This is a genomic window from bacterium (assembly GCA_030654305.1).
Lineage (GTDB): Bacteria > Krumholzibacteriota > Krumholzibacteriia > LZORAL124-64-63 > LZORAL124-64-63 > PNOJ01.
This window is the reverse complement of sequence record JAURXS010000047.1, coordinates 1-4,019: the sequence shown is the minus strand read 5'-3', so window position 1 is coordinate 4,019 and position 4,019 is coordinate 1. Positions and strand designations below refer to the sequence as shown.

Genomic DNA, 4,019 nt, shown 5'->3' with positions numbered 1-4,019 from the left:
GCGCCTACGCCTGGCGCACCTTCCTGGACCACGGCGTGCGGCTGCCGCTGGGGTCGGACGCGCCGGTGGAGGACTGGAACCCGCTGCCCGGCGTCTACGCGGCGATCACGCGTCAGGAGCCCGACGGGGATCCCGCCGGCGGCTGGCATCCCGAGCAGATCCTGACGCTGGACGAGGCGCTGCGCGGCTTCACGGCCGAGGCGGCGTTCGCGGTGGGGAGAGAGGGCGACCTGGGCGTGTTGCGCCCGGGGCTGCTCTTCGACTGCACGGTGCTGGACCGCGACCCGCGCGGGGGCGACCCGGTGCGGTGGCTGTCGGCGAAGCCGTCGGCGCTGTTCGTGGGCGGGGAGCGGGTGCGCTGAGCGTCGTCAGTGGAGGATCACGCCGCAGCCGCTCAGCGACCGGCCGTCCAGTTCCATCTCGACGCTCAGGGGATACGGTTCGCCGCTCATGTCGTTGAAGCAAGGCGAGGCCGCGGTGCGCAGGCGCAGGACGTGGCCGTCGGCCTCGCGCAGGATCGGCGCGCCGCCGCGCAGGCTCTCGACGGGGATCCCCGGAAAGTGCAGCACCAGCTCGCCGTAGTCGGCCGTCACGCGGGTGCCGCCGGGACCGGTCTCCAGGTGCCAGCCCGGCTCGTTGCCCGAGGCTCGGAAGTGGAAGCCCTCCGCCCAGCACCGGTCCATGATCTCCTGCCCGCCCGACACCTCGCAGCCCTCGACGCGCTGCCCGTCCACTTCCAGCATGATGTCCCGCCCCTTGGTCCACAGCAGGTAGCGGCCGCCGGCGTACTTGATGCCGGAGGCGGCGAGCTGCTGCGTCAGTTCCTGCGGGCCGTCGGGCGCGTGCAGGGTCGCGGTGGGGGAGCCGGGCTCGTAGTCGGCGAGGTAGTACTGGTCGACGCCGCCGTAGATGGCGAGCAGGTGCAGGGGGCCGCGTTCGGGGGCCGCGACGACGGTCCGCGACGTGCAGGGGCCGAAGGCCGGCGCGCAGGCCGCGGTGGCGAGGACGGCCCAGACGGGCAGGATCGCGAGACGGTGGATCCGGCGCATGACGCAACTCCTGTCTTCGGGGTCGGTGGTCACCGGCGCAGTGTATCCCCGACCGGGATGCCGGCACAAGATCGGCCTCGGCGCTCGTTGCGCCGTCTCCAGGCCAGCAGCCCCGTGACCGCCAGCAGGATCGTCGCGGCGGCGGCGACATCGTTGAAGAGCTTGCCGCGCGGTCCCAGCCACCGGCCGGTGTGCAGCGCGCGCAGGCGGTCGGACGGAGCGACCGCCGGCGCGTCGCCCCGCGCGGTCCAAGCGCGGCCGCCGTCCGCGCCGGCGAAGAGGCCCCGCGTCGTCCACGCGTAGAGCGCGCCGCCGTGGCCGGCGCCGAGGTCCCGCACGCGCGCGCCGTCCAGGGGCACGCCCGGCAGGGATTCCCAGACCGTGCCGCCGTCGCGCGAGACCACCAGGTCGCCGGCGGCTCCCACGGCCCAGATCGTGTCGCCCGCCACGGCGATCCCGGCGACCGCCAACGGCGGCGAGAGCATCGGCACGTCGCGCCACGCGACGCCCGCGTCCGTCGAGCGCCACAGCCCCGAAGCGCGCCCCTGCCAGAGCACGCCCGGTCGCACGGGGTCGGCGACGACCCGCAGCACGGGATCGCGGTCGCGGTCCAGCCAGTACGGGTTGCCCAGCAGCAGGCCGCTCGCGGTGACCGCCAGCAGGGGCAGCAACAGCACCCCTCCCAGCCAGCGGTGCAGGTGTCGAGCCGGCATCCTCACGGGGCGCTCCGTTCGAGGGGGTAGCGCGCATCCACCAGGGCCAGCACGCGCTTGACCCCCGCCGTCACTGCGCGCGAGGAGTAGGTCGCGCCGGTGACGGCGTCGATGTCGCGCGTGATGCGCAGCGGGTCGGCGCGCGTCTTGCCCAGGAACTGTTCGAGGAAGCGCTTGCGGCGCACCTCGCCGCCGCGCGACTCGCGGAAGACGAGCACGCGCACGGGACCGACTTCGCGCGCGGCGTCGACCGAGACCAGGATCGTGATCGGCTCGTGCAGCCCGATCTCGTCGGTCGCCACGGCCCAGCCCAGGTCGCGCCCGCCGTCGCGGGCGCGGTGGAAGACGATCTCGCCCGCGGGTTGGGGCGCGCCGAGCTGCGCGGCCAAGGCGGCGCGGGCGGCGTCGTCCGGCGTCCAGCTCTCGGTCCAGGTCGAGTCGGCGCCGGCGAATACCTCGCGCAGGGCCTCGTCGAGCGTCTGGTAGGCGTGGTGCTCGGCAGGCGGCCGCGATGCGGGCGCCGCCGTCGCCGGGGAGACGGTTGCGGCGATCAGCAGGCAGGTGCAGAGCGTGCGCATGCGCGGCCTCCCCTAGAAGTACGTGGCCACGGAGAAGAACAGGCGCCCGGGCGCGTCCTCGCCCTCGCCGGCGCCGCGGGCGGTCGTGCGGGACCAGGCGTAGTCCAGTTTGAAGACCGACTCCTCGGTCGGGCGGAAGTTGACGCCCAGGGTCAGCGCCGAGGCCTGGTCGCCGTCGACGTCGGTGTCGTAATCCATCGCGTCGGCGCGGGCGACCAGGGTGACGACCGAACCCGGCAGCAGCCGGTCGTGCAGCACGTGCCAGCCGACCTGGCCGTAGGCGCCGCGCTGGCTCTCGGCGAGACCCGGTTCGGCGACGCGATCGACGTCCGCCGCGGCGACGGCCAGCTCGCCCGCCAGTTCCAGCGCGCCGAAGACCGCCCGGCCGTCGAGCGCGGCGATCGTCAGGCGCTTCCCGCCGGCGTCGTCGTACTTGCCGGTGTGCACCGAGGCGCCGAGTTCCAGGCCCGGGCGCGGGCTGGCGCCCAGGCGGGCGACGAGCGCCTTGTTCCGGTTGTTGTCCTGCTCCTGGCTGCCGTGCCCGGAGCGGATGCGCAGTTTCTTGGCGCCGTCGTCGCCGGACAGGACGCCCTCGTCGAAGCCGTTGACCAGGTAGGCCTCGTAGCCCAGGACGAGGTCCTCGTTCGGGTAGAGCGTGCCGAAGACGCCCATGCCCGACTCGCTCAGCGTCGAGGGGACGAGCTGCCGGTCCACCAGCGGGCGCTCAGTCAGGTCGTTCAGCGGCGTGTCGTGGCGCAGGTTGAAGGCGCCCAGGGGCGACAGGATCAGGCCGCCGCGGAACTGCAGGCCCTCGCGGAGGCGGTAGTCCATGACCGCGTACTCCAGCTTGATCTCGCCCTCGCCGTCGCCGCCGACGAAGCCGCCGTGCTCGAACTCGATCTCGCTCGACACGGTCACGCGCTCGGATACCCGCGCGGTGATGAAGGGCACGAAGCGGTGCTGGTCGAAGGTGCTGCCGCCGTCCTCGACCCATTCGAACTCGTGGTCCATGTAGCCGCCGAGCATGATGTCGACGCCGCCGCGCGACAGGTACGGCTTGTCGTCGATCCCGCCGGCCAGGGCGGAACGGCGGTCGCTGGAGGAGGCAGGGAACGCGGCGGTGGCGACGAGGCCGACGCAAAGGGCGGCGGCCAGGATCTTCGTGGACGGCATCGGAAACCTCCGGCTGGTCTGATCGAGAAGATCATGAGAATCACTCTCACGATCTCAACCCCAGATCTAGGAGGCGAGTTGGGCGCTGTCCAGAAAATTCTTGTTTTATCTAAATATTGTTTGTTGAAACTTCAAGTATCAATATTGAGACTGAATTGGTTGATTCAAGACGATGTGTGTCCAGGCAGCCCGACGGGATCCGTGAACTGTCGCGCGGATCCCGCCGAGTTCGGCGTCCGTGGCCTCATCGCACGAGGTGCATCTTTGTGGTCGCTCGGGCTCCGGGTGTCTGCAGGCACGCCACGTACACCCCCGAAGGCGAAGCGCTCCCGTCGGCGCGCCGGCCGTTCCAGGGCACGGCATGCTCGCCGGCCGCCAATTCGCCCTCGGCCAGCACCGCAACCAGCGCCCCGGCCAGATCGTGGACCGTCAGCCGCGCCCGGACCGGCGCTTCCAGGGCGAAGGTCACCGTCGTCAGCGGGTTGAAGGGATTGGGATGGCTGCCC

Annotated in this window: 6 protein-coding genes; 1 reads left to right on the top strand and 5 read right to left on the bottom strand. The window is 72.2% G+C overall.

Annotated features, from left to right (window positions below):
- Positions 1-362, top strand: a 362-nt coding sequence (locus tag Q7W29_01115) for an amidohydrolase family protein (GenBank protein ID MDO9170416.1), incomplete at its 5' end; no start/stop codon positions are given.
- Positions 363-368: 6 nt separating this feature from the next.
- Here Q7W29_01115 and Q7W29_01110 read toward each other — a convergent pair.
- From Q7W29_01110 to Q7W29_01090, 5 genes are all read right to left on the bottom strand, one after another.
- On the bottom strand, positions 369-1,049 hold the full coding sequence (locus tag Q7W29_01110) for an MliC family protein (GenBank protein ID MDO9170415.1): 681 nt from the start codon (positions 1,047-1,049) through the stop codon (positions 369-371).
- Between the two features lie 29 nt (positions 1,050-1,078).
- A complete protein-coding gene (locus Q7W29_01105; GenBank protein ID MDO9170414.1) occupies positions 1,079-1,768 on the bottom strand; it encodes a PepSY domain-containing protein in 690 nt (229 codons plus the stop codon).
- Complete coding sequence (locus tag Q7W29_01100; GenBank protein ID MDO9170413.1) at positions 1,765-2,340, bottom strand: FMN-binding protein; 576 nt, start codon at positions 2,338-2,340, stop codon at positions 1,765-1,767. Before Q7W29_01100 ends, Q7W29_01105 begins: the two co-directional genes overlap by 4 nt.
- 12 nt (positions 2,341-2,352) lie before the next feature.
- Entirely contained in the window at positions 2,353-3,513 is a 1,161-nt protein-coding gene (locus Q7W29_01095) for a hypothetical protein (GenBank protein ID MDO9170412.1), read from the bottom strand.
- 244 nt (positions 3,514-3,757) lie between these two features.
- A partial coding sequence (locus Q7W29_01090) for a FlgD immunoglobulin-like domain containing protein (GenBank protein MDO9170411.1) occupies positions 3,758-4,019 on the bottom strand: 262 nt, incomplete at its 5' end.